Source organism: Streptomyces sp. NPDC018000 (genome assembly GCF_044328025.1).
GTDB lineage: Bacteria > Actinomycetota > Actinomycetes > Streptomycetales > Streptomycetaceae > Streptomyces.
In genome coordinates, this window is the sequence record NZ_JBIRGM010000002.1 from 41,720 (window position 1) to 62,374 (window position 20,655).

Consider the following 20,655-nt stretch of genomic DNA (forward strand, 5'->3'; position numbering starts at 1 on the left):
AGCCGAGGAAGGCATCGACCGCCGGGCGTCCCACCGACCGGCGTCGCGCTCAGCGAGGCGAATTGCCGGATCTCGTCGTCGACATCAACCAGGCACACGGCGATGCCGTCCAGCAGTGGGGCGGAGGGCACGGCGAGGACTTCACCCAAGGGGGACTGCCCGGTGAGCAGAAGGTCGATTCCGCGGTCCTGGTACTCCAGCGCGCGTCGCACCCGCATCTCGGTCATGCGATGGCGCCAGTGCAGGTCAGCATCCTCCGGCACACCGAGTTCGTCGAAGTCGTGTACGGCAATCCGCTCGAGCCTGCTGGCTGCGGCGTAGGAGAGTGTCGTCTTGCCCGAGCAACTCGACCGGTCAGCTTGAACAACATCGCCCCAGAGGGCCGGCGCCTCAGAACCTCTCTCGACCCGTTTTGCGCCCCAGCAGCCTCCGCCGTGTGCCGAGCGAGGCTTGCAGGGTACCCAGCCAGACCCGAGCCCGCTCGCAGTCACGAATACCAGCAGCCACCGGTAGCCGGGCCGCTCATGGCGTTCTGCCGCTGCGCTTGTAGCCCTCCCACAACCGGCCGCCAGTCTGTTCCAGCACCTCGCCCACCACACCGACGAGCGGCTCGACCTGCCCCTCCAGCACCTCACGGACTGCGTGGTGCAGGCGCATGCTCAGCCCTGGCGCCGTGGTCTCGAGACGACGCGCCAGCCACTTCCCGCCTCCGACCCAAGACCCGCCAGCGGCAAGGGCCAACTCGCCGGTTCGCCGCGCCAGTTCAGCGGCAATGAACAGCCGCTCACCCCCGTCCGCGCTCCCCGAGAGATCGTCGAGGAGGTCGGTGATCGCGTAGCGGTAGTCATCGATCTCTTCGGCCGAAACGGTCGGCGGTCCCGCAGCGGCCAGCCTCCCGGCTTCAGCGGCGAGTCGGGCACCGACTCCATCGGCGTCGAAGAGCAGCAGCCCGTCTGCGCACATCCAGAGCAACGGTGACCGGCGCCTGCTCACTTCTCGCTCGACGTACGCGTGCCAACTCGCCTCGGTGTGCACGAACAGCTCCACCGGCCAGTCGCCGTGCCGGAGGCTTGCACGGTACGGGGCTGGGGCCCCATGCAGGAGCACCACGATGTCGAGGTCCGACGTCGCCGTGCGGCAAGCCGTCAGGACGCTGCCTCCCAAGAACGCTGCCCGAGCGTCAGGGTGGTGTTCCTCGACAACAGCGCGTGCGGCGCCAATCGCATCCATGCAGTAACTATCCACACCGTGTGAGCGGCATGCACTGCGTTTCTTCGTCAGCGCACTGGTAACCCTGGAACGGGGTCCCGGCACCCCGGAAGAGGCGGATACCGGAGCGTCCCAGCTACGAGCAGAGCTCAACACTCCCGACAGCGTGTGCCAGGTCGATCCCGAGGAGCCGGTGCAGGTCCGCCGTGACCACGCGGTACGCGTTACCGAGCTTGAGGACCGTGACGGGGTACTGGCCCCGCTTCGCCAGCGCGTAGCCCGTGCTGCGGCCAATCGTCAGCGCCTTGTTCGCCGTGTCGAGGTCGACGGCGACAGGCAGAGCGAGCAGTTCCTCACGGGTCATCCCCCTGACAACCTTGCACGCAGCCATGACGCATCCAATCATCAAAAGTTGTTCCGGCGACAGAATGATTACCATGGATGTTGCAGCCACACATTTCCGCAAAGTAAGTTGCACCTATGACGAACAACGATTGGTCTCCGAGCTTCACCGCCCGCGTCGCCGAGCAAATGCGCCGGGCGCGCAAGGCCGCCGGCCTCACCGTGGCGGAGGCCGCCGAGGCGTGCGCCTCCCTGGGCCTCGCGGTCCCGAAGACGACGATCACGAACCTGGAGACCGGACGACGCAGCTCGATCGACCTGGCGGAGTTCCTCGTCCTGGCCGAGGTCTACAAGGTTCCGCCGATCAGTCTGCTGTTCCCGCTGGGCACCGACGCCTCGGTGGCCGTGCTCCCCGGCAGGGAGGTCCCAACATGGGAGGCGGTGTCCTGGTTCACCGGCGAGACCCCCCTCGACAAGCCCGCCCCCGAGGGGTCCGCCCGGGACGTGCTCGACACCTACCGCGCCCACAGCGACGCCGTAACCACCGCCCTGACGTCCACCCGCCTGGCGAAGGAACGGCGGCGGAAGGCCAGCATCACCCTCGACGCCGTCCGGCGCGACGCCCTCCTCGAAACCGCGGCCTCATACGAGCACCTCGCGTTCGACGACTGCAGAGAACTCCGGGAGTTCCGCGACGCGATGCGCGAGCGCGGGCTGGTTCCCCCCGCTCTGCCTGCCGACCTCACGTTCGTCGACACCCCCGAGGACTAGCGTTGCCGAGCACCACCACGTCCGGCGGCGCCGTCACGCGCCGCTGCTCCTGCCGCAACGCCGAGACCGGCAAGAACTACGGCAAGTCGTGCCCCAAGCTCGCCAACCGACGCCACGGCACCTGGTCCATACGCCACGAACTGGCCAACCGCGCCGACGGCACCCGCCGGGAGTTCCGCCGCAGCGGCTTTGAGTCCTCCGCCGAGGCCACCAAGGAGCTGAACAAGGCCCGGGCGCTGCTCGCCATCCCCGACGAGGACGACCCCACCGGTCATCTCGCGGTCAGCGACATGCTGGAGACCTGCGCCAAGAACAAGGAGCCGCTGCCGGACTACGACGAGACGCGCCGGCGCTATGCCACAGGCCAGAGCCTCCATTCCAAGATCACTGTCGGGGACTGGCTCGACGAGTGGCTGGCGGGCAAGAAGCGGCTGCGTTCCACGTCCCTCAAGCGCTACGAGAGCGACGTACGGGTACACCTCAAGCCCCATCTGGGGCACCTGCGGCTCGACCGGCTCCGTGTCGCCGACCTGGACAGGATGTTCGAGGCCATCAACGACGCGAACGTCGAGATCATCGAGCAGAACGCCCTACGGCGAGCAGCCCTGAACGAGCTGAAGACCATCCCCTGGAAGGGCGCGGACAACCGAGCCCGCCGCAAGTGGCTCAAGGCATCCATCGACGAGATGCCGCCCTTCCGTAAGCCCACCCGCACCAACAGTCAGCACACGATCAAACGCACCCTGCGCGCCGCCCTCAACACCGCGATCGCCCAGCAGATCATCCCGCCTTTCAACCCCGCCGAGCATGTGGAACTGAACCCGGCCTCGCGCGCGAAGGCCATGGTCTGGACCGCCGAGCGGGTACGCCACTGGAAGCGGACCGGGGAGAAGCCCAGCCCCGTCATGGTCTGGACGCCGGAGCAGACCGGCGCCTTCCTCGACCAGGTCGCCGCGCACCGCCTCTACACCCTCTGGCACCTGATCGCCTTCCGAGGGCTGCGCCGTGGTGAAGCCTGCGGGCTTCGGTGGATAGACATCGATCTGGCCCACCACTCCATGACCGTCGCCACCCAGCTCGTCCAGTCGGGCTGGCAGGTGCACGAGGCGGCCCCGAAGACTGACAGCGGGGAACGCCTGGTCGCTCTGGACGCCGAGTCAGTCGACTCCCTCCGCGAGCACCAGAAGCGCCAGCGTAAGGACCAGGCCCGCTGGGGTGCCGCCTGGAAGACGACCGGCCGCGTCTTCACCGACGAGGACGGCTCGCTCCTGCACCCCGCCAAGGTCTCGCTCATGTTCACGCGCGAGCTCGAAGCCGCCGGCCTGCCCCCGGTCCGTCTCCACGACCTACGGCACGGTGCCGCGACGCTGGCGCTTGCCGCCGGAGTGGACATCAAGATCGTGTCGGAGATGCTCGGCCACTCGGACACCCACATCACCCGGGACATCTACCAGTCCGTCCTGGACGACCTCGCTCGCGAGGCCGCCGAGGCGGTCGTGAAGCTCGTCCCCCGCCAACGACGCACCCGTACAACGCAGAAGGGCGAGCCGCCGCACGAAGCGGCCGGGCGAACAGCCTGACGTCGCACCTGCTCACCACGAAGCCCTCTGTCTCGGTCCCATAGCCGAGGCGGAGGGCTGCGCTGCAAGGCAGGTGGACTCGCACCACCGGGCCGGGCCCTTCGGCCCCTACAGTGCCGGGCGCGCGATCCTGGAAATTATGGAGATCGAGGTCTTGGTGGTCCCGAGCTGCCCGAACCAGAAGCTCGTGGAGGAGCGGTTACGGCAGGCGATGGAAGGCGCCGGGCTGTCCGTCTCCGCCTTCACCACGCGGGTGATCTCCGACCAGGGCGAAGCCGAGCGGTCGGGCTTCACCGGCTCCCCGACGATCCTGATCGACGGTCGCGACCCGTTCGCCGAGCCGGGCGCCTCACCGTCGGTCGCCTGCCGGATCTACCGCACCGCGGGCGGGCTGGCCGTGCGCCCGCGGTCGACCAGATCCAGCAGGCCCTGCGGGCAGCCCCCGACACGAACGGCGGAGTGTTAGCGCCCTCACCGTCAGCCACCGGATGGCGCTCCAGCGTCGCTGCATGGACGACACAGAAATCGTCGGAGGCCGAGTAGACCAGTGTCTCCGTTCAGCGGCGATGGTGAGGCAGGTCGTCTCGGCGCAGTGCGAGGTAGGTCTCCGGGGTTGCCGCCTCCAGCAGATCCGGCTGGTCGTCGAGGTCGAGTCTCGGTTCTGCCTGACCAAGCAGGAGGTCACGCCACTGGCGGTCGCCGCCGTCCACGTACGCGTCGCGGAGGCGTTCCTGGATGAGCTCTCGTTCCTGCTCCTGCGCTTCACGAAAGACGCGCCGCTGGGTACGGCGGCGCTGTTCCTCAGCTTCTTCGTCGGCGGGCTCGTCAGCAATGCGCTGGTCCTCGGCGCGAAGGCCGGGGGTGCGCGCGGCGATGGCCTGGTCCTCGTAGTGGAGTTGGTCGCAGGCGGCGAACAGACGGCGTGACATGCCTAGGTGCAGTTCGGTGCCGGGGATGCGGTAGGTGAGGAACTCGTCCAGGCCGATCTCGCGGGTGATGTTACGGCGGGCCTGTTCGTCGTCCGATGGGGCTTCGGCGCGAACGGCTGCACGCATGTCACGGGTTATCGGGTCGCGTTCCAGCGGGGTCGTCAACCCGTCAGCAGGCCGGCGACGGGTGGAGCGGTCCGCAGTCAAGGCGACAGTCCGAAGCCGGGAAGGAGGCGCGGAGCGCAGAGCGAGGAAGGTCAGCATCTGTGCGCGAGCAGTTGCCAAAAGCGCGTCGTCGCTCTCGCCGATGTGGTCCTCGGGGCTGCTGGGCGCTGGAGCGGACTTCCCATTGACCGGGAGCGTCGGCTGTCCGGGGTGGTGGTCATGGTCGATGGTCACGAACAGGTCACCCTGGGGCTGGACGGAGGCACCGCACAGGATGCGGCGGTGAGCATATGCGTGGAGGACCTTGGTCCCTTCCTCGAGCTGCTCCCACCCTTCGGTGAGCCGGTTCTTGCGGACGTTGCCGCCCTTGGCCTCGATCAGCCAGTACCTGTTCTCCGCCTCGTGCACCCCCCACAGGTCCGGAAGGGTGCGGACGGGGTCCTTGAAGGCACTCTCCAGGGCGGGTACGGGACCGCCATCCTCGATGTGCCAGGTCTGGCCCAGCCCCATCAACGAGCGGCATGCCCACTCCGCCATCGTCATGCCCAGCCGGTAGCCGAGCATGCTCTTGGCGGAGCGTTCGGTGCCATGCTCGTACACGGCGTTGACCGTCAGGCGCCGACCCGACGTGTGCGGGAGCGGATGCTTGGGGGTGACGTCGTGGATGCCGAGATAGGCGTATAGCGGGGAGACGCGGGCGACCAGTTCACCCCGCGCCAGCTGCGGGGCTTGGTGCAGCCAGGGCGTGACGTCTCGGCCTACCTCGGTGGCGGCCTTGACGATCTCCCGCCACGTCGTCGTCGGCGCGTACCAGCCGTCCTTGTCCGGAAACGCTCCCGGTGTGGTCCACGCCCGGTGCTTGGCCGTCCGCCACTGCTTGAACGGTCGCTTGGCCGGCCCATCACGGAACAGCACGGGTATGTCCACGCTGTCGTCATAGACCAGGGGTACGGCGTCGGTCACCTCATCGGAAATCACGCGGGCCACTGTCGCAGTGGCCGTCCGTGCGACCCCGACTTGAGTCACCTCGTATCAATCCCACGTCCCTCGCCTGGCGCTGGCCCGAGGAGCGAACCGCCGACCTCACGATCCGGACCAGGTGAAATGCCCGTTGAGGATGACCCGCACGGAGTGAGCCACTCAGCACCTCCGGGGGAAGGCACCAAGTAACCTTTCTCTGAAAGGGGGAGATGAATCGGTTGCCAAGTCTGAATAATTATGCTAGGGAGCCGGGAGCCGGGAGCCGGGAGCCGGGAGCCGGGAGCCGGGAGCCGGGAGCCGGGAGCCGGGAGCCGGTGAGGCGCATGTGTGTGATCCTGCCGTCAGGCGGAGGTGCACGATGGATTCCGACGAACGCGTTCTGGTTCCGGTAGGACCTGATGCCGAGCGCTGGCGCACCTTCGGCGGCGAGCGGACGCTGGTGGTGGCGGCCAGGACGGTTACATCATTGGTGCGTGTGCTGGACGTCATACCAGAGATCGTCCACGACGATGCACGCGTCACCGTGGTGTTCGCCTACGACCCGACGTCGGCCTTCAACAACGGGGTTCTCGATCTACTCCGAGCCTCTGGATGCCGCACACTTCCGTGGTCTCAGCTTTCGGAGATCTCGCCCGATCTGCTCGTCTCCGCTTCCGAGAACATCTCGGTTCCAGTCGGCGACTACCCGGTACTCGTGCTTCCACACGGCGTCGGGTTCCACAAGCTCGTGCCCGATTCCTCCGGGGCCGGTAGGAGGCTCTCGGGCCTAGTATCGGAGGACTTGCTAACGGCCCGGCGCGCCTGGCTCGCTGTGTCGCATCCCGACCAGGCCGCGCAGCTCTCCGCCGCCCACCCTGACACGGTGGGACGGACCGTACTCGTGGGCGATCCATGTTTCGACCGACTGCGGGCCAGTGCCCGCTGGCGGGAGCGGTACAGGTCCGCGCTGGGCCTGCTCCCCGGTCAGCGGCTGGTGCTGGTCAGTTCGACCTGGGGCGGCGAGTCGTTGATCGGCACGCGCCCCGGGCTACCCGCCGAGTTGCTCGCTCAACTGCCCACCGACGAATTCCGGGTGGCACTCGTCCTGCACCCGAACGTCTGGTCCGCTCATGGGCCGTGGCAAGTACAGGTCATGCAGCAGTCCGCCCTGGAGTCGGGGCTGATCGTCATCGACCCTACAGACGGCTGGCAGCAGGCCCTGGTGGCATCCGACGTGGTAATCGGTGACCACGGTTCCGTGACGCTGTACGGGGCCGCGGTCGACCGCCCCGTACTGCTGGCTGCGTTCGGGGCGGAGGCCGTTCCCGGGACGGCGGGACACGCGCTGCGTTCGGCCGCTCAATGGGTGGTCTCGGGCCAGGCACTGCGCGAACAACTAGAAAACGCCCTTTCCAGACACCACTCGGATCGGTTCGCCGACGTGACCGCGCGCGCCTTCGCGGAGCCAGACGCTGCCCTGTCCCTATTGCGCGACCTGGTCTACGACCTCATCGGGCTCCCCGCGCAGAAGCACCTGCCCCCGCGAAGCCCCCGCGCCTTCCCTCTTCCGCCACCCGCCGTCACGCGAGTCCGGTCGCTCATGGTGCACACGGAGGTCGAGCGGGACGCGACGGGTGACGTCCACGTGCGCGTACGCCGGTTCCCGGCCACGCTGGCCGAGGAACCGGCGGAGGGAGAGTCTTCGTTCTGGCACCTTGCCTGTGACATCGACGAGCCGGACACCCGGCTGACCGACAGCGCCTCCGTCATCTGCGCCACCGACGGCCTCCTCGCTTCCGAGGCGGCGGCCGAGTCCGTCGCTCGTCTGCACTCCGACTTCCCCGGGGCGCGGATCGTCGCGCTTTCCCAGGAGAACGGCTGCCTGGTGGGTCTGCGCGACGGACGGACAGTGCGGGTCACCACCCCGAACGGGGCCTTCACGTCCCCTGGTACCGCCGCGGCAGCGGTGTACGCCTGCCTGCGGGGCGGTCTGCCGCTCCACGACACGATGCTGTACCTGTGGCACGGCCCGCGGCGGCAACGGCTGATGCTCCAGGGGCCACACTCATCCAGCGATCAGCCGGCAGTTAGCCGGGCCAGGACCGCCGCTGCCCGCGGGCTTCCCCCCTCCTCGTAGATCACGAGGGCGCGGCGAAGACATGCCCTGACCTCTTCCGGGTCCTCCAGAAGCCCTGCGAGGTCCTCCACAGCCTGCGCCTCGTAGTGGAAGGCCCTGCTCCGGCGTAGATCGGCGGCTGCCCGCGACAGGTCGACGATCGCATCCACTGTGTCGCCCAGCCGCGCCTTGGTCCTGCCGGTATCGGCCAGGGCCCGAGCCGCCATGCGGTAGTCGCCCAGAGACAGCAGGGCGGTACGCGCCCGGCGGAGCGTCGTCAGCGCGGTCATGTGGTCGCCGGCCGCGCTCTGCGCGCAGCCCAGGAAGTACCGGGCCAGTGCCTCGCCTCGCACCTCTCCAGCCTCGGCATTGAGGGCCAGCGACGCTCGGTAGGCGTCCACAGCACGGGAAGGTTCGTGCCGGTCCCAGTACCGGCCGGCGAACTCCTGCACCGAGGCCTGGAGGACGACGTGCCCGGACTCCACTGCGAGCCGCTCCGCGATGTCGAGATGCTCCTTGGCCCGCTCGTCCTGCCCCAGGTCCATATGCGGCCTGGAGGCCAGGCTGCGCAACCTGGCCTCCGCCGCGACAGCGCCGTCCCCCCGGGCCGCGTCGATGCCCAGCTCCGACGACTCGCGCCAGTCGGCGAGGTGACGGTGATGGAGGAAGAGCACGGTGAACGCCTCCACCGTCTGCCAGACAGGACGGGCGAAGCCCAGTTCGGCAGCGGCACGGAGCACGGCGAGGATGTTGGAGCGCTCGGCTTCCAGCCAGCAGAGCGCGTCACGACCAGGGTCATCCGTACCGGCGAACGGTCCGACGCCAGTGCTGGCTTCCTCACCGGGGGCCGAGAAGGCTTCGGCGGCGGTGGTGATCTCAGCCGTGTCGGTGATCCTGAGCCGGTCCGCCCGGATGGCGAGATCCGCCAGGACCGTCAGCAGTCGGTAGTGGCCGAGCACCCGGCCCACTGTCTCCCGAGCCGCGCTGGGCGGGTCCTGCGCCAGGGACATCTCCCGGGCGTGAAGCCGTACGAGGCTGTGCAGGGCGTACCTGCGGTCCTCCATGACGGAGAGCAGGCTCGCTCTCTCCAGAACGTCCAGTGTCTCCTTCGCCTCCTCCGCCGTGGCCAGCCCGGCTGCCACCGCCGCCACGGCGGTGTCGAAGCTGAGGCCTGGCAGGTGGCCAAGCATCCGGTACATGCGGGCTGCGGTTTCGGGAAGGTCGCGGTAGGCCAGTTCGAGAGCGGCGGACATGGTGCGCTCCTCGTGTGCTGAGGACACGGCGATACGGCTGAGGCGGCTCTGTTCGTCGGAGAGTTCGACGACGAGCTCTCCGATGGTCAGACGGGGGTGGGTCAGCAGGCGGGCGCCGCACAGCCGCACCGCGATCGGAAGGCCGCCGCAGAGCTCGACCAGACGCTTCGCGGCATCGGGTTCATCCGCGATTCGCTGGTGTCCGCACACGGCTGACAGCAGTTCCACGGCGCTGTCCGGGTCGAGGACGTCAAGCTGGAGCAGAGTTGCTCCATCGAGTACGAGCTCGCCGAGCCGCCAAGTGCTCGTCGCCAGCAGGGCGCTCCTCGGGCCCTGCGGCACGAGGGGCGTGACCTGGGCGGGACGCGTCACGTCGTCCAGCACCACCAGCATGCCGCCCCGCTCGGCCGACAGGTCCCGGTAGAGGGCGGTCCGCTCGGCAAAGCCCACCGGGAGGTACTGGTCGTGGACGCCGAGCGCTCGTAGACAGATGGCGAGAGCTTCCGAGACGTCCGCGCCGGCGCCGGACCTTAGCTGGGCGAAGTCGATGAACAGTTGTCCGCCGGGGAAGCGCTGGTGGTTGATGTGTGCCCATTGGCTCGCGGCAGCGGTCTTGCCGATGCCGGGCAGTCCGCTGAAGACACCGATCGGGCAGCCCGGAAAGTCGTCGGCGGCGAGGACTTCGTCAAGTTCCGCGAGCGCACGGTGACGGTTGACGAAACTTCGGGGCGGTCTCGGCACCTGGTTGAGCCGACGGCCAGCGGCTGATAACACGGCTTCTGCCGCGTGGTAGTTGAAGGTGATGGGACCGTGCGCGACACCCACTTGCGCCAGCTGTCCGTCGACGTTGCCGGGAAGGTGGTTCATGATCCCAGGCGTCACGGGACGTTCGGGATCGTCGTGCGCGCGCATGGACCACCGCCTCTCGGAACGTCGACCATGGGTCACCGTACGCGAACCAGCGCGACAATGACGGGGTTACAGCATCGGTAACATCGAGGTCATGCCGCATCAGGCGTCCTCGCACGATCCCGCACCCTCGAATGAAACCGCACCACATTCCTCATCTTCTCCAGGTATAGTGGATAATTTGAGCGGGCAGCGGGCAGCGGGCAGCGGGCAGCGGGCAGCGGGCAGCGGGCAGCGGGCAGCGGGCAGCGGGCAGCGGGCAGCGGGCAGCGGGCAGCGGGCCGTACTCGTCGCTGTTCGTTCGGCGGGGGCTTTGCACCGGCTCCTCGACGTCTTGCCCGTCTTCCAGGGCGACCCCCGCATCGTCACTCGCTTCACCCTTGTTCCCGGCTCAGACTTCGACATCGACGCCCTCGCCGTTCTGGAGCGGTCGGGTGCCCGTACCCTGCCCTGGGACAACGCTCTCCGTGCCCGGCACGACCTGATCCTCGCCGCCAGTCCCAAGGGTGGGCTGCACCGTCTCTCCGGACCCCGGGTACTGCTCCCCCACGGGGCTGGTTTCAACAAGTCGATCGATGACGACGGTTCGCCCGGGATCCCGTCCGGACTGGACCCCTACTACCTACTCGTCGGCGACGAGCCCTGGGCCGATCTCCACGCCCTGGCCCACGAGGAGCAGGTCGCCCGCCTGGATTCCCGAAGCCACCTGGCCGCGAGCCGAAGCGTCGTCGTCGGCGACCCGACCCTCGACCGCCTCCTGGCATCCGCCCCGCAACGTGACGTCTATCGGGACGCCTTGGGGACCGGATCCCGCCGACTCGTCGCCGTGACCTCCACCTGGGGCCCGGAGTCGCTCCTCACCCGCCGTCCGGGCCTCGCCGCCGAACTCACCGGGCTCCTTCCGTACGACGCATACCAGGTCGCCCTGATCCTGCACCCCAACCAGCACAGCAGGATCGGCGCCTTCGATCTCGCCCGTCAGCTCGCCCCCGCGTTCGCCGCAGGACTGGTCCTCGCCGCCCCCTATGAGGAATGGGCTGCTCTCCTGGTCGCAGCTGATGCCGTGGTGACCGACCACGGCTCCACCGCCCTCTACGCCGCAGCCCTCGGAACGCCGGTCGTCAACGCATACGACGGTGGCAACGAAGTCCTTCCCGGAAGCCCGATGGCGCGCTTGCTGGACTCCACCCCGAGACTCACGTCCGCTGCCGCTCTGGAAGCCGCCTACCTGGCCGCTTCGTCCGCCGACACCCGAGGCTACGCGGCCGAGGCGTTCGCGTCGCAGGGGCAGGCGCTGGCACGGCTGCGTACACATCTCTATCGTCTACTCGGGCTGAGTCCCCAACCGGGCGTACCGGACTCACCGGCGTTTCCCCTGCCGTCCTCACCATCCCGACGACCGCTGGCCTTCGCAGTCCGGGCCGAGGTGACCGACGTACACGTCTCTGTGCGGCGCTTCCCCGTCCACGCACGCGAGCCAGCGCATCACCGTGCGGCGGAGTTCCCCGGCGCGGGCGTACGGCACCTGCAGAGCGCCGCGGTGCTCTGGCGTCGCGCGGACAGCACCACCGCTCCAAGCGGGCGCACGGCGTGGACGGCGGAGGGCTGGACGGCCCAGGCCATGGAGGAGAGTCCGAGCTGCCGCACCGCGGCCGCAATCCTCACCCGGAGCCGCGTTCTGATTCGGCACCGTTCGGCCGGACTGTTGACCGCCAGGGTGGAACCCAGCAGGAACGGGGGCCGCATCTCGTACCCCGATCCGTCGCTCGTGGTATCGGCGGTCCACGCCTGGCTAGGCGACCGTACAGACCCGGCCTCTGCGGTGACGCTGGTGTGCGACGCCGGTTCGGTGGCCGCCCGAGTGCACCTGGACACCGCGCACCCGGACGACCTCGACTACGAGCTCTGACTGTCGCTGAGGAGGCCGCCGGCCTCCGCGACGAGGCGACGCGCCGTCGCGCGATGGACTTCCGCGCCGGACGGGTCGCCTTGCACGTCCGTCAGGAGGGCCAGTTCCTCCAGTACACGGACCTCGTCCATTCGGGAGCCGCGGGCTCGGGCACCGTCGAGTGCGGCGCTGACCAGGGGGTGCGCCTCCTCCAGCCTGCCCACCAGCCTCAATGCACGCCCCAGCTCGAACCCGGCGCGTGAGATCATCCGCTCCCGCCGCTGTTCGACCGCACTCGCGTACGCCTGCTCCAGATGCCCGATCGCCTCGTGGTGAGCCCCTCGCCTCAGGGCGGTCCGTCCCAGCAGATACGTCTGGAGCAGCACCCCGTACCCGTTGTCGATCTCCCTGTGGATGGTCCTCGCCGTCTCGAAGTCAGCGACGGCACCGGTCCAGTCGCCGGTCTCCGACTTCAGAAGGCCACAAAACTCGACGGTCGACGCCCGGAGCTTTCGCTCCGCCGGGGAATCCCCCAGGGACTGTGCTGCGCCAAGCGCGTGCCTCAGCTGCTCAGCGGCGTCCTCGTGGCGCCCCTGCTCCCACAGAGGGCGGGCGAGCTGGCACCTCATCCGGATCATCGCGGGCAGGAACTCGGCCCGGTCGGCCGCCTCCGCCCCCATACGGAACGCGTCCATGACATCCGCGTAGTGCGGGTGGTCGAGGAAATGCGTCCACAGCGGCTCGCACAGCGCCCAGGCGTCCCCGTCCCGCCCCGCCTCGAAGGCGAGACGGACACATCCGTACAGCGCGAGCCGCTGCGACTCCAGCCACCGCAACGCCTCCGTCTTGCCGGGGAAGGAGACATCGGGGGTCTCCTCCCCTACCGAATCCGGCACCTCGGCGAACGTCATCCGGGGGCCGGCGGCCAACAGGTCCGCCCGGGCGGCCTGACGCCGGTACCACGTGATCAGAGCACGGCGGGCCCCCTCGCGCTCCTCCGCAATCGGATCGCCACGCCGCGCGCATCGCTCGGCGTGCCCCCGCAGGAGATCGTGCATCCGCCAGCCGTCCTCGCCCCTGCCGTCCAGCAACCCGGCGGACTCGAGTTCCTCCAGAGCGTCAGCCGCTTCATCGAGGCCGCACAGGAGCAGAGCTGCGGCGGACAGTTCCTCGATCCTGGGGCCGGGCAACTCCGGCAGCAGCCGGTACAGGCGGGCAGCCTTCGCGGTCAGGCTCGCGTACGCGGCATCCCAGACGGCTTCGACCATGGGAATCCCCTTCCCGTGCAGCTCGGCCGTCAGCTCGTCGACCAGCCGGGACAGGCTCCGCCTGCGGTACCTGCGCACCCACTGACCGGCCACCTGAAGCGCGGCCGGCAGACCCCCGCACCCCTCCGCGAGCCGGGACGTGGCCTCTGGTTCGCCCGCCAGGCGCGGATCGTCCACGAGATGCGTCAGCAGACGCACCGCATCATCCATGTGAAGCGGGTCGACCGTCACCTCGACAGCGGCGGTGCCGTCGAGGTCGTAAAGGGCTCCCTGGCTGGTGACGATCACCAGGCTCCGGTCCGAGGCGGGAAGGAGTGGGGTCACCTCGCTCCCGAATCTCGCGTTGTCCACGACCAGGACCATTCGCTTGCCCCGAGTGCGCGTCCACAACTGCTTCGTACGACCGGCGAAGGAGCGCTCCAGCCACTCCGGCGACAGGCCCAGGCCCGTCAGCAGCTCCCCGACGGCATCCGCAACCTCGACGGAACCATCCCGTCGCAGATCGTCCAGGTCCACGTAGAGCACGCCGTCGGGGTATCCGTCGGTCAACCGCCGTGCCACATGGAATCCGAGAGCGGTCTTCCCGACGCCACCCATGCCGGTGAGCGCGACGACGAGAGGACCGGTACCGGGCGCGTGATCCTCGATCGCCCGGGTGATGCGCTCCTGTTCCGCACACCGGTTCTCGAACCGGCGGAGCGCCGGGGGAAGCTGGAACGGAACGGGTGCCGCCGGCGACATCTCCACACCGTGTAGGTGCTGGTGCAGTTCCCCGATGCGGCTGGCCTGTACGACGACCTCGGCACGACCGTCCAGGCTGTTGCGCGTCTCCTCCGCCATACGACAACAGTAGGGCCGTGTCAGTGATATGACGGTCCAACGGAAGAATGCGGAGTGTCCGGACTGGCCGTCTCACCAGAGTGCCCGTTGGCGGGCAAGCCCCTCCACCCCACCAGGACATAACCCTAAGCTGGGTGCTCCGAGACTCAGACCGAGGGAGACCTGGCGTGGATCCGATCACGGCAGCCGCACTGGCGGCACTGGCAGGCGGCATCGGCACCGAGGCCGGGCGCAACGCGTGGCTGGGACTCACCGCGCTGGTCCGGCGTCCCTTCCGCCGCGGGGTCGCACAGGGAGCCGAGGATGACGGAGCCTCTTCGATCAGCTCGGGCGAGCTGGAGGTCGCGGCCCTGGAGAGCGAGCCCACCGACCCCATCCGAGCCCAGGCGCTCGCCACTGCCCTGGGCGTACGCGCCGCCCTGGACGGCGAGTTCCGCACCCGCCTCGACGAGTGGTGGCGGCAGGCCCAGGAGGCGCAGGGCGGAGACGTGCACAACAGCATCAGCGGCGGCACCCAGAGCGGCCCGGTGATCCAGGGCCGCGACTTCTCCAGCCTCACGTTCAACCTGACCCGGACGCCAGCCGCAACCGACCAAGAGTAGCGAGGGGAGAGGCATTGGGGCGTAATCCGCTCCTTCGAGCGGAGCGGCAACTCATGCCGGTGGGCGCTCTCACCCCATGGCAACTCAGGCTCACGCCGTTCGCACGGGAATCCTCCGCGCGGTCGGCGTCACCCCGCTCCTCAACGCCCGCGCCGTTCTGGACCAGGCCCGCCGCCGCATCGCCGCAGATTACGCTGCCGGCCGACTGAGCCCTGAGCACACCGCCCGCTACGAACAACTGATCACCAATGCGACGCAGCGCCGCTCGCATCCTCTACCTCCGGCACCTCAATAGGTGACCAGGTAGCGCGAGGCGCTCACTGATGATGAACACGAAGTAGTTTCCGGCCTGGTCGATGAACTGGGAGTGGCTCGGCAGCTCAACTCGGCTGATCATCCGCTGAGCCAGTGTCTTCAACAGGCCCTGGAACAACTTCGCCCCTAGGCCAGAGCGTCCCTGGCCTGGGGGCGAGCGGTAGGCCGCGTGGGACTCGAACCCACAACCAACAGATTAAAAGTCTGCTGCTCTGACCAATTGAGCTAGCGGCCCGCGCGCCCCAGCATAGCCCTACGGTCGGGCCGCCCTCACAGCCTTATCCACGATGCCGCGAGCCGAGCCCGGGGCCCCGCCCCGATCAGCTGTTGTCGGAGCTCCACAACGAGGAGGCAGGTGGACCGCTCGAACGGCTGCGGAGGCGAGGGAACTCAGCAGATCAGGCCGCGCGCCCCATCCGCACAACCCCTGTCCGAATGCGCTCCCCTCGCGCTCCCCTGGCCTTCGAGCACTCGGCACAGTGATCAGACAGAGCCTAGGCGTTACCGCTTAGCAGCAGGTCAGAGGGGGTTCCAGCGCGACTCGGCGGTGGCTCGGCGGTCCGGCCGCCCGTTGCACCCAATGAATTAAAAGTCCGCTGCTCTGCCAATTGAGCTAACGGCCCTCGGCGAATCACCCCTGAGCATAGCCCGCCGGGGCCCGGCTGCCGATCGGGTATCGGATACCGGGCCCCGTCGCGACGCGATCCGGAGACGTCAGAGGGGCTTCAATGAAGTGTCAGAGGGGCCACCGCGAGCTTCGTCGGGTGTGGTCGTGCGTTTGTGATTCGGGTTGAGGAACCAGTGGCGGGCGGAGGCCAGCCACCACGTCGCGGCGAAGCCGAGGACCACCAGGACCGCGACGGGGGCGTAGTTGAACGTCTCCCAGGTGACCGGCGAGACCTGCGGCAGCATGAAGAGAGCCGTGATGATCAGGACCCAGGTCACCGCGACGACGCCGATCGGGCGGGACCAGCGGCCCAAGTGCCAGGGGCCCGGGGTGAAGCCGTCGCCCCGGAGCAGGCGGAGCAGGGTGGGGATGACATAGGCGATGTACAGGCCGATCACGGCGATCGAGGTCACCGCGGCGTACGCGGTGACGTTGATCAGGTACGGGAGGCCCAGGGCCAGGGCGCCGAGGGCGGCGAGCCAGACAGCGGCGACGGGGGTGCGGGTGCGTGGACTGACCGTGTGCCAGATGTGGGAGAAGGGCAGGGCCCCGTCCCGGGAAAAGGCGTAGATCATGCGGCTGTTGGCGGTCACGGACGCCATGCCGCAGAAGAGCTGGGCGCCGATCACGACCAGCAGCAGGAGCTTTCCGGTGGTGGCGCCGAGGGCGTCCAGGAGGATCTGGGCGGGCGGGGCGCCGGTCGGGGAGTTCAACGCCCCGTCGTACGACTGGATGGCGAACGTGAAGCCGAGGAGGAGGACGAAGCCGGCGATCCATGAGGTCCAGATCGACCGGACGATGCCGCGCGGGCCCGCCGTGGCCGCGTCGTGGGTCTCCTCCGTCATATGGGCCGAGGCGTCGTAGCCGGTGAAGGTGTACTGGGCCATCAGCAGGCCGAGCATCACGACGTAGAAGCCGCTGCCCCAGCCGGTGTTGTTGACGAACCCGGTGAAGACGAACGACGCCGACCGATGCGAGTCCGGCACGAAGGTCAGGGCGCCGACGATGACGGCGACGCCGATGACATGCCACCAGACGCTCACGCTGTTCAGGATGGCGACGATCCGTACGCCGAAGGTGTTGAGCAGGCCGTGCAGCAGCAGGATCGCGGCGAAGAGCAGGATCGTACGGGTGGGAGTGACCTCGAAGTCGAACTGGAGGTTCAGATACGCGCCCAGAAAGGACGCCGCCCCGAAGTCGATGCCGGCCGTAACGGCGACCTGGCCGAGGACGTTGAACCAGCCCGTGAACCAGGCCCAGGCCGCCGCTGAGCGCGGCGGGGCCAGCCGGTGGGCCCAGAAGTAGAGGCCGGCGGAGGTCGGGTACGCCGAACAGATCTCGGCCATCGCCAGGCCGACGAACAGCGTCATCAGGCCGACACCGACCCAGCCCCAGGTCATGACGGCGGGACCGCCGGTCTTCATGCCGAAGAGATAGAGCGTCAGGCAGCCGGAGAGCACCGAGATGATCGTGAACGAGACGGCGTAGTTGGAGAACGCCGACATCCGACGGGCGAGGACCTGGGTGTATCCGAGTTCGGCGAGCCTCGCCTCGTCGGACCCGGATGAACTCGCCGGTGGCACTGGGGAGTTGATTGTCATGCCCCCAGCGATTCCCTCACCGGGGGCATGACATGTGCCGGATCCTGCCCCAAAAACAATGCCCCACGACAGCCCCACGGCGCGCACGACGGCTCACCGCGGGTCCTCCATCGTGCGTCTGCTCTGGAGCCGGTGCCGAGCGTCCGGGTCACCTTGCCGGTCGCCGTTTACCAGCGAGGCCGGATCCGCAACATCAAAAAGCCGGGATGCCCCGCCGAAGCTTCGGCGGGGCATCCCGGTCAGTCAGTCAGGCAGCTGCGCTCAGCCGTTGCGCTTCCAGCGCGGCTTGTCGTCGCGGCGGCCGAAGGAACCGGTGCCCGTGCCACGGTGGTCGTCGCGGCGGCCGGTCGGACGGTCGCCGCCACCGGAGCGGAAGCCGCCCGAGGGACGGTCGTCACGACGGTCGCGGTTGAACGGACGGTCGCTGCCACCGGAGCGGAAGCCGCCCGAGGGGCGGTCGTCACGACGGTCGCGGTTGAACGACGGACGGTCGTTGTCGCGGCGGTCGAAGGAACGGCCACCACGGTCGTCACGGCGGTCGTTGGAGCGGAAGCCGCCCGACGGACGGTCGTCACGGCGGTCCCGGCTGAAGGACGGACGGTCGTTGTCGCGGCGGAAGCCACCCGACGGACGGTCGTCACGACGCGGGAAACCACCACGGTCGCCACCGCGGTCCCGGCTGAAGGACGGACGGTCGTTGTCGCGGCGGAAGCCACCCGACGGACGGTCGTCACGACGCTGGAAACCACCACGGTCGCCACCGCGGTCGTCCCGGCGGTCGTTGCCGCCGCGGTAGCCGCCACGGTCGCCGCCGCGGTTGTCCCGGCGTTCGAAGTTGCCGCGGTCGTCGCGACGGTCGTCACGGGCGGCGGGCTGCTCCGGTACGGAGACGGCGGCCTCGATCGCGGCCTCCGCCTCGGCGGCGGCCTCGGCCACCGCGACCTCGGGGTCGTCGCCCCGCTCGCGCGCGGCACGGGCGACCAGGCGGTCGGCCTCCTCACGGAGCTCACCGGCGCGGCGCTGGACGCGCTCCAGCTGCTTGGTCAGGTCGGCGACCTCGCGCTCGGCCTGCTTGGCGGCGTTGGTCGCGGAGTCGGCCTGGACCTCGGTCAGCGAACGGGCGCCGGTGATCTCGGCGACCTCGGGGTCGAAGGCACCCGCGCCGCCCACGATGTGGCGCGAGGCGTCGACGCCCGCGTCCTCCATGAGGCGGAAGATCTGACGGCGCTGGTGCGGCAGCGCCAGCGAGACGACGACACCGGACTTGCCGGCACGGGCGGTACGGCCCGAGCGGTGCAGGTAGTCCTTGTGGTCACCGGCCGGGTCCACGTTCAGCACCAGGTCGATGCCGTCGACGTGGATACCGCGGGCGGCGACGTCGGTCGCGACGAGCGCGTTGACGTAACCGTCCTTGAAGTCGGCGAGCACGCGGGTACGGGCACCCTGCGTCATGCCGCCGTGCAGCGCGTCCGCCTTCACGCCCGCCTCGACGAGCTGCTCGGCGATGCGGTCGGCGCCCAGCTGGGTGCGGACGAAGATGATGGTGCGGCCCTTGCGGGCGGCGATGGCGGAGGTGACCGGCGCCTTGTCCTTCGGCTTCACGACGAGGACGTGGTGCGTCATGGTCGTGACGTTGCCCTGGGCGCTGTCGACCTCGTGGCTCACCGGGTTGTCCAGATAGCGCTTGACCAGCGTGCCGATCTCGTTCTCCATCGTGGCGGAGAAGAGCATGCGCTGACCGCCGACCGGAACCTGGTCGAGCAGCTCGGTGACCTCGGGCAGGAAGCCCAGGTCGGACATCTGGTCGGCCTCGTCGAGGACGGCGACCTGGACGTTCTCCAGGGAACAGGCGCCCCGGTTGATGATGTCGCGCAGTCGGCCCGGGGTGGCGACGAGGATGTCGACACCGCGCTCCAACGCGTAGATCTGGTTGCCCATCGACGTACCGCCGCAGACGACCTTCATCTTCAGGCCGAGCACATCGCCGTACGGCTGAAGCGCGTCCGCGACCTGCATCGCGAGCTCACGGGTCGGGGTGAGGATGACCGCGCGGGGCTTCTTCTTCTCGGTGTGGCCGCCGGCCAGCGTGGCCAGGGTCGGCAGACCGAAGGAGAGGGTCTTGCCGGAGCCGGTACGGCCGCGGCCCAGGATGTCCTTGCCGGCCAGGGCGTCCGGAATGGTCGCGGCCTGGATCGGGAAGGGCGCGGTCACACCGTTCTGCGCGAGCTTGCGGACGATGCCCTCGGGCAGGCCCAGGTCGGCGAAGGTGACGGTCGGCTCGGCAGCCGCGTCGACGGCGGAGTCGGTGTCGGCCTGCGGGGCGTCGGCCTCGATGGAGTCGTTGGACTCGGCGACGACGGCTTCGGCGAGCTCGTCGTTCTCGATGCTCTCGGGCATGACGGTGTGGTCAGAACTGGAAATTGACATGCGAAATGCGAAACCTTCCGGAGTCTCGGCACGCGCCCGTAACTCCGTGATTCGCAATTTCGACCGCCTCAATGCGGTCCAGCCACGGCAAGGGAGAGTACGCGCCACACGGCGCGCTTCTGTTTCGGCGCCGGGCAATGGGATCAAACGATCTGCCACCATACGCACTCCCCCCCACATTGCGCAAACCGCCCCCTTCGCCCCCCGTTACACCGGCCCCACCTGCGGCGAGACGTCCGGCGTCCGCAGCGCCCACGGCCCCCTGGGCGCACTCATCGCGTGGTGGCGGAGCCGGGCCGCCGACGAGGCGGACGGCTGCGGCGACGGCTCCGAGGGCTCCGGCTCCGGAGAGGCGGGCGGCTCGGGGCCGGCCGGCTCGGACGGCGGCGGGGATTCGGGCTGCGGCGCCCCGGGCACCGGCTGCGAGACCGAGGGCACCGGCGTCGGCCCCGGATCACCCGGCTTCGCGCCGGGGCGCACCCCGCCGGGCGAGCCCGAAGGGCCGGCAGAGCCGCTCGGCCCCGGAGATTCGGCCGGCTCCCGTTCGGAGTGCACGTCGCCGCCGCCACCACCGGTGCGGGCGCCGCCCGTGCCCGCCACGGTGCCGCCGTCCGGCCCCGCCGCGCTCCCCTTCGGCTCGGAGGACGGCGACGGCGCCGGTTTCCCTCCGTCGCCGCCGACGCTCATGCAGCCTGTGGACGCGGCGACCGTCACTGCGATGACGGCTGCCCAACGGACGGGAGCGGACAACTGGCGCACGGGAGGCACCTCCGGGGGTACGAAGAGAGCGCGGAGCGGTACGGGAAGAAGCGG

The 20,655-nt window shown here is 69.2% G+C and carries 14 protein-coding genes, 1 tRNA gene and 2 pseudogenes; 7 read left to right on the plus strand and 10 right to left on the minus strand.

Going from position 1 to position 20,655, the window contains the following annotated elements; translation table 11 throughout:
* Positions 1–522: 522 nt before the first annotated feature.
* Positions 523–1,230, minus strand: coding sequence for a nucleotidyltransferase domain-containing protein (locus tag ACH4EW_RS04675; RefSeq protein ID WP_398251391.1), 708 nt, complete (start codon positions 1,228–1,230; stop codon positions 523–525).
* A gap of 115 nt (positions 1,231–1,345) precedes the next feature.
* Positions 1,346–1,573 carry an integrase gene (locus ACH4EW_RS04680; protein ID WP_179500131.1) on the minus strand — a complete coding sequence of 76 codons (228 nt, stop codon included), beginning with the start codon at positions 1,571–1,573 and terminating at the stop codon, positions 1,346–1,348.
* A 116-nt stretch (positions 1,574–1,689) separates the two neighbouring features.
* Between ACH4EW_RS04680 and ACH4EW_RS04685 the strand changes: the two genes are divergently transcribed.
* From ACH4EW_RS04685 to ACH4EW_RS04695, 3 genes are all read left to right on the plus strand, one after another.
* A complete protein-coding gene (locus tag ACH4EW_RS04685) occupies positions 1,690–2,322 on the plus strand; it encodes a helix-turn-helix transcriptional regulator (RefSeq protein ID WP_398251394.1) in 633 nt (210 codons plus the stop codon).
* 2 nt (positions 2,323–2,324) lie between these two features.
* Positions 2,325–3,902, plus strand: coding sequence for a tyrosine-type recombinase/integrase (locus tag ACH4EW_RS04690; protein ID WP_398251397.1), 1,578 nt, complete (start codon positions 2,325–2,327; stop codon positions 3,900–3,902).
* Between the two features lie 139 nt (positions 3,903–4,041).
* Complete coding sequence (locus ACH4EW_RS04695) at positions 4,042–4,368, plus strand: DsbA family protein (RefSeq protein WP_398251400.1); 327 nt, start codon at positions 4,042–4,044, stop codon at positions 4,366–4,368.
* A 91-nt stretch (positions 4,369–4,459) separates the two neighbouring features.
* Here the strand turns inward: ACH4EW_RS04695 and ACH4EW_RS04700 are convergent, their stop codons facing one another.
* Positions 4,460–5,974 carry a gamma-glutamyltransferase gene (locus tag ACH4EW_RS04700; RefSeq protein WP_398251403.1) on the minus strand — a complete coding sequence of 505 codons (1,515 nt, stop codon included), beginning with the start codon at positions 5,972–5,974 and terminating at the stop codon, positions 4,460–4,462.
* A 361-nt stretch (positions 5,975–6,335) separates the two neighbouring features.
* On the opposite strand from ACH4EW_RS04700, the pseudogene ACH4EW_RS04705 reads away from it, so the two are divergent.
* Positions 6,336–7,205, plus strand: a pseudogene (locus tag ACH4EW_RS04705) (hypothetical protein); the annotation flags it as partial.
* Positions 7,206–7,554: 349 nt separating this feature from the next.
* Here ACH4EW_RS04705 and ACH4EW_RS04710 read toward each other — a convergent pair.
* Together ACH4EW_RS04710 and ACH4EW_RS04715 are read right to left on the minus strand one after the other, a co-directional pair.
* A pseudogene (locus ACH4EW_RS04710) lies at positions 7,555–7,665 on the minus strand (hypothetical protein); the annotation flags it as partial.
* 367 nt (positions 7,666–8,032) lie between these two features.
* A complete protein-coding gene (locus tag ACH4EW_RS04715) occupies positions 8,033–10,192 on the minus strand; it encodes an NB-ARC domain-containing protein (RefSeq protein ID WP_398251406.1) in 2,160 nt (719 codons plus the stop codon).
* Positions 10,193–10,547: 355 nt separating this feature from the next.
* On the opposite strand from ACH4EW_RS04715, the gene ACH4EW_RS04720 reads away from it, so the two are divergent.
* Complete coding sequence (locus ACH4EW_RS04720; protein ID WP_398253254.1) at positions 10,548–12,143, plus strand: translation initiation factor 2; 1,596 nt, start codon at positions 10,548–10,550, stop codon at positions 12,141–12,143.
* On the opposite strand, the gene ACH4EW_RS04725 is transcribed toward ACH4EW_RS04720, so the two are convergent.
* Positions 12,131–14,230, minus strand: coding sequence for an NB-ARC domain-containing protein (locus ACH4EW_RS04725; RefSeq protein ID WP_398251409.1), 2,100 nt, complete (start codon positions 14,228–14,230; stop codon positions 12,131–12,133). The genes ACH4EW_RS04720 and ACH4EW_RS04725 overlap by 13 nt on opposite strands.
* A 167-nt stretch (positions 14,231–14,397) precedes the next feature.
* On the opposite strand from ACH4EW_RS04725, the gene ACH4EW_RS04730 reads away from it, so the two are divergent.
* Together ACH4EW_RS04730 and ACH4EW_RS04735 are read left to right on the plus strand one after the other, a co-directional pair.
* Positions 14,398–14,832 carry a hypothetical protein gene (locus ACH4EW_RS04730; RefSeq protein WP_398251412.1) on the plus strand — a complete coding sequence of 145 codons (435 nt, stop codon included), beginning with the start codon at positions 14,398–14,400 and terminating at the stop codon, positions 14,830–14,832.
* A gap of 76 nt (positions 14,833–14,908) precedes the next feature.
* Positions 14,909–15,127 (plus strand): hypothetical protein, encoded by a 219-nt coding sequence (locus ACH4EW_RS04735; protein ID WP_398251415.1) that lies wholly within the window; start codon positions 14,909–14,911, stop codon positions 15,125–15,127.
* Between the two features lie 181 nt (positions 15,128–15,308).
* Here the strand turns inward: ACH4EW_RS04735 and ACH4EW_RS04740 are convergent.
* From ACH4EW_RS04740 to ACH4EW_RS04755, 4 genes are all read right to left on the minus strand, one after another.
* A tRNA-Lys gene (locus ACH4EW_RS04740) sits at positions 15,309–15,382 on the minus strand.
* A gap of 479 nt (positions 15,383–15,861) precedes the next feature.
* Positions 15,862–17,415, minus strand: a complete 1,554-nt coding sequence (locus ACH4EW_RS04745) for an amino acid permease (RefSeq protein WP_398251418.1) — start codon at positions 17,413–17,415, stop codon at positions 15,862–15,864.
* Between the two features lie 261 nt (positions 17,416–17,676).
* The gene (locus tag ACH4EW_RS04750) at positions 17,677–19,842 is read right to left on the minus strand and encodes a DEAD/DEAH box helicase (RefSeq protein WP_398251420.1); all 2,166 of its coding nucleotides are present in this window, start codon (positions 19,840–19,842) and stop codon (positions 17,677–17,679) included.
* A 207-nt stretch (positions 19,843–20,049) separates the two neighbouring features.
* Positions 20,050–20,601 (minus strand): hypothetical protein, encoded by a 552-nt coding sequence (locus ACH4EW_RS04755; protein ID WP_398251423.1) that lies wholly within the window; start codon positions 20,599–20,601, stop codon positions 20,050–20,052.
* Positions 20,602–20,655 lie beyond the last annotated feature (54 nt).